This is a genomic window from Streptomyces sp. WM6378, assembly GCF_001279695.1.
In the GTDB taxonomy this organism is placed as follows: Bacteria; Actinomycetota; Actinomycetes; order Streptomycetales; family Streptomycetaceae; genus Streptomyces.
The window spans coordinates 1-4342 of the sequence record NZ_LGDD01000078.1 but is presented as its reverse complement, the minus strand read 5'-3'; the positions used below and the strand labels follow the sequence as shown (position 1 = coordinate 4342).

Genomic DNA, 4342 nt, shown 5'->3' with positions numbered 1-4342 from the left:
AGCACCTCACGCTCGCGCTCGGACAACACCAGTTCGGCCAACCGCGGCCCCGGACGCCCCATGCATATCAAACGACGCATCAACGACTCAGGTCACTAGAAGGATGCGGTGGATCCCCGGTTTCGGTATCCGGGGATCCACCGCTATGTTGCGGCCCCTTGGCGGATGCATATTCGGGGTCAAGGCCCGTCCGTGCGTATCGCCTCGCCGACGTACGCGACGAAGCTCAGGTACACGAACAGGACGCCCACGAGGGTGAAGGCGCCTGTGGGGAAGCCGTAGAGCGATCCGAAGGTGGTCAGGATCGCCAGGCCCACCCAGAGCATGGTCAAGTCGTCATTCATCGGCTTCGCCCTGGAGCCGATGCCGCGGGCGGCGGGGGAGCCTGGGCGTGAGTGGTGAGGTGAGACTGCCGGGGTGGAGCGGCGGACGGTCTCTCCATGAGGCTGTTCGCCAGCTCGAATCACTTGTCACTTCAGCCGCCGCTGTCCCTCTGGCCTGTGGGAACGCTGTTGTGGAGCGCTGACTTCCCGGTCGGAGCCATCCGTCGCTGACCGCTGTTTACCGCCCCTTTTAGCACACAGTGGCACGGGGGCGTGTAGGCGGAGGTGCGCAGGGGCCTGAGTGTCGACCACTGCACCGCGCGAGGGCGCGGCAGCCGGATCGCGATCAGCTGTTTGCTGATGCGAGGTCTGGCGTCTTCATCACCCGCGAGGACAGGCCGCAACCAGCGGGCGAGCGGCACGAGTAACCCCGCTCCCGGCTGAAGCAGAACTGCCTTGGTGGGTAACTCGCCCGTTGTGGCCGTCACGTTCTGCTGAACCTCGCCTCTCGGCGTGCCGACGGCACCGTGGCCTGACCGATGCAGGGGGGCCTGTTGTGCGTATCCGTATTCGGCCGAGGACCACCTTGTCTCAAGATCATCGGCAGTGAAGGTTGGGCTCGTATCCCATCTACGATCGGGTGCTCGTTGTGAACTAGGGCGAAAGGACGAACCGGGTGACGGACGGGCGAGTTGTCATCGTGACCGGCGGAGGCACGGGTATTGGGGCGGCCACCGCCCGATTGCTTCGCGATGGGGGGCACCGAGTGGTCGTCTCGGGACGGCGGCCTGAACCGCTAGAACGCCTGGAACGGGAGATCGGAGCGCTGGCATATCCGTCTGACGTGAGTGATCCGGAGGCCGCCGAGGGCATTGTCCGCACTGCCTTGGCCGCCTACGGGCGACTTGACGGGCTTGTGCTCAATGCGGGCATCGGGCGAAGCGGAGCGGTTGGGGATCTGTCGTTGGAAGACTGGGACGAGGTGATGCGCACGAACGTCACTGGTCCGCTCCTGCTCCTGCGCGCGGCGATCCCGCACCTGCTGGAGACGCGGGGATCGGTGTCCGCCTTGCGCAACGGCGCGAGCAACGCTGTGTACGCCACATCCAAGGCAGCCTTGCTACAGCTTTGCCGCTCGATCGCCGTCGACTACGGACGTCAGGGGGTGCGTGCCAACACCGTGTGTCCCAGCTGGGTTCGGAGCGAGATGGCCGACCGGCGTATGGCGCGCTTTGCTGCGGAAGCGGAGTTGAAGGATCACAGCGTGGAGTCTGCGTATGAGGAGGCGACCAGGTTCCTGCCCATGGGGCGGCCCGGCGAACCGCGTGAAATTGCGGAGGCGATCAGCTGGCTGCTCTCTCCAGCAGCGTCCTATGTCAATGGCGCGGTGCTCACCGTCGACGGTGGGGCGACTGCCCTTGACCCCGGAACTCTCGCGTTCGACTTCCAGATCGCACCACGCGGCGATGAGGAAGTCTGACCCTCGCGGACGCTGGCCCCGCTCCGGTCCTTTGCGCCAGTACTAGTGATCAGGGCGAACGATCGGAGATGGCGGTCTATCGCAGGGGGAGTACCTCGGCCGTGAACGTCTCCTCCGGGCGCTGCCAGAAGTGTCACTGGGGTGCTGTCAGTGGCCAGTTAAAAGTCCCCGCAGGTGGCCAGTCGCTGGGGAGTCAACTGGCCGCGAGTGGTCACGCATTGTTGATGGTGAGTGGGCGGACCCGACCGGTGATGTGGCGGGTTGTCATCGTGGTTGGTCCTGAAATGCCCGACGGTAGGCACCCGGCGTTGTGCCCAGGATGCCGAGGAAGCGCCGGCGGAGGTTGGTGGCGGAGGAAAGCCCGACGCGGCGGGCGACGGCGTCGACCGCGAGGTCTGAGAGCTCCAACAGTTCCCGTGCGGCATTGATCCGCTGGGAGAGCAGCCACTGCCCCGGGCTGGTGCCGACCTGCTCGGCGAAGCGTCGGGCCAGCGTACGGGCGGAGCAACCGGCGTGGCTGGCGAGGTCATCGACGGTCAGCTCTTCGTCGAGGCGGCCGCTCGCCCACTCCAGGAGTGGCGCGAGCGAACCGTCGATCTGGGTGGGGTGCGGCGGCGCGGAATACTGCAGTTGCCCGCCTTCACGGTGTGGCGGCATGACCATGGTCCGGGCGACGTGCGCGGCGTATCCGGCTCCCTGGTCGGTGCGCACCAGGTGCAGGCACAGATCGAATCCGGCTCCGGCACCCGCGCTCGTGGCCACGTCGCCATGGTCCACGTACAGCACGTCCGGGTCGAGGCGGACAGCGGGAAAGCGCGCGGCGAACTCGCCTGCCAGCGCCCAGTGTGTGGTTGCTGAGCGACCGTCAAGCAGGCCGGCGTGTGCCAGGACGAAGGCCCCGGAGCAGATGCTGACCACGCGTGCGCCGCGCCCGTGTGCGCGGCGCAGGGCCCGTACGACGGCGGGTGAGGGGCTCTCGTCGATGCGCGGCCAGCCCGGGATCACCACGGTGTCCGCTCCGTCAAGGGTGTCAAGACCCTTGGTGACGAGCATGTCGTATCCGGCGTGTGTAGCGACGGGGCCGGGGTGTTCGGTGCATACGTCGAAGCCGTAGCGGGTGGGTGGTCCGAGCCGCTCAATGCCGAACACCTGGGCAGCACAGCCGAGTTCGAAAGTCGACTGAGGCGCCTGGACGAGTGCCGCTACACGATGCATGGCAGGAAAATACCTCAGGATGTCAATCCAGACACTGGGCGAGGTCCAGGCGGTCGACGAGGCTTGCCCCATGACGACAGAAACCTCTCAGGCAGCACAGGCGGCAGACACCACAACGCGAACGAGCGGGCAGCTGCCCGACTATGTGTGGTCAGGCGTACATGACGCGCCCACCCGCGAACTCTTTCCCGGCATTCGGCTGCGGCCGCTGTGGAGCGGAGAAGGCGGCGCGACGGCACACGTGCTGGAGATGGCCCCGCACACCCGCTGGGAGGGCATCGACGTCCACGATCCAGGTCCGGAAGAGGTCTTCGTGATCTCAGGCGTCTTCAACGACGGCGAACGGGACTACCCCGCAGGCACGTTCATCCATGCCCCCGCCGGTTCATCACACGTCCCGCAGACGACGACGGGCTGCACCCTCTTCATCTTCTATCCCGAAGGCTAGTTCACTATGGCTACACAGCGTTAGGTTGCTACTGGCCGTACATGGGGAATTCGAGTTGGCCGCCGTCAGGGTGCGCAGTGGATCTCGCATGTATGCCGATTCGGCCGCAGTGCCCACGAGGATCGCGGTCACAGTGCTTCCTGGAGGCAGGTCCGACGCAGGTACGCATTCAGTCGGGCGTCGTGTGCTTCTGCCCGGCGTGCCGGATGGCTGGGACAGCCGGCTGCGAGTGCAGCACTGGGGCCGAGTGCCGCACACCGGGCCCCGCGAATGCCACGGCCTACCGTCGGCTCGCGTGGGGGGGCATGCGGAGGGGCTTGCCTGGTCCAAGCGCCGCCAGTCGGGCGGCAACTCGGTGGGCGCCGTCTTGCCTTCCACGTCCGGGCAGAGAGCCGAAGCCTGGACGAGATCATTGGCGCGCCGATTTGTGCCGGCCATGAGTTGACTGTCCATGGGATCAGCACGTCGCTCCTCGAACGCGCCGGCCTCCGCGCCTGCGGCTGGAGCTGATCGTCAACACGCGGAAGTACTGCTGTGCCACATGTCCCCCGGCAAGCTCGCCTCTGCGGTACGCCGCGCACGAATCTGTGCCTCGTAGATACGGAATTCCGCCGGGGCGAGGGCGTAGCGGTGGCTGGACGTCGCGCGCACTTAGGCGTTCCCTGAGCACTCGATCGGCGTGGCCTGCCAGCCGGGCAGGCCGTCGGTGAGGCCATGCTCGGTATGGCTCGCCTGCGTCGCCAATGGCGTTGAGGGCCGAATGGGTCTGCTGCAGGTTTGGGTGACGGGTTGACCTGACCCACCATTTGGGTTCCAGGCTCGGTGGCTAACCGGCAGCCGGGATGGTGTCGTTCTCGGAGCGTACTTCGTACTCGA

4 protein-coding genes are annotated in these 4342 nt (G+C 66.4%); 2 read left to right on the top strand and 2 right to left on the bottom strand.

Translation table 11 applies throughout. The features are described 5' to 3' along the window. Nucleotides 1-179: 179 nt before the first annotated feature. Nucleotides 180-344: a hypothetical protein gene (locus ADK54_RS45805; protein WP_159047689.1), complete on the bottom strand. Its 165-nt coding sequence runs from the start codon at nucleotides 342-344 to the stop codon at nucleotides 180-182. 655 nt (nucleotides 345-999) lie between these two features. Here ADK54_RS45805 and ADK54_RS09660 point away from each other — a divergent pair. Then, nucleotides 1000-1803 carry an SDR family NAD(P)-dependent oxidoreductase gene (locus ADK54_RS09660; RefSeq protein ID WP_053725145.1) on the top strand — a complete coding sequence of 268 codons (804 nt, stop codon included), beginning with the start codon at nucleotides 1000-1002 and terminating at the stop codon, nucleotides 1801-1803. Between the two features lie 264 nt (nucleotides 1804-2067). Here the strand turns inward: ADK54_RS09660 and ADK54_RS09655 are convergent, their stop codons facing one another. Further along, the gene (locus ADK54_RS09655; protein ID WP_053725144.1) at nucleotides 2068-3018 is read right to left on the bottom strand and encodes a GlxA family transcriptional regulator; all 951 of its coding nucleotides are present in this window, start codon (nucleotides 3016-3018) and stop codon (nucleotides 2068-2070) included. A 70-nt stretch (nucleotides 3019-3088) separates the two neighbouring features. Between ADK54_RS09655 and ADK54_RS09650 the strand changes: the two genes are divergently transcribed. Beyond that, nucleotides 3089-3466 carry a cupin domain-containing protein gene (locus tag ADK54_RS09650; protein WP_078966250.1) on the top strand — a complete coding sequence of 126 codons (378 nt, stop codon included), beginning with the start codon at nucleotides 3089-3091 and terminating at the stop codon, nucleotides 3464-3466. Nucleotides 3467-4342 lie beyond the last annotated feature (876 nt).

Excerpts from the sequence above, each read along its gene's own strand:
- ADK54_RS09655 (WP_053725144.1), bottom strand. The coding sequence starts at position 3,018 with ATGCATCGTGTAGCGGCACTCGTCCAGGCGCCTCAGTCGACTTTCGAA.
- ADK54_RS09650 (WP_078966250.1), top strand. The coding sequence starts at position 3,089 with ATGACGACAGAAACCTCTCAGGCAGCACAGGCGGCAGACACCACAACG.
- ADK54_RS45805 (WP_159047689.1), bottom strand. The coding sequence starts at position 344 with ATGAATGACGACTTGACCATGCTCTGGGTGGGCCTGGCGATCCTGACC.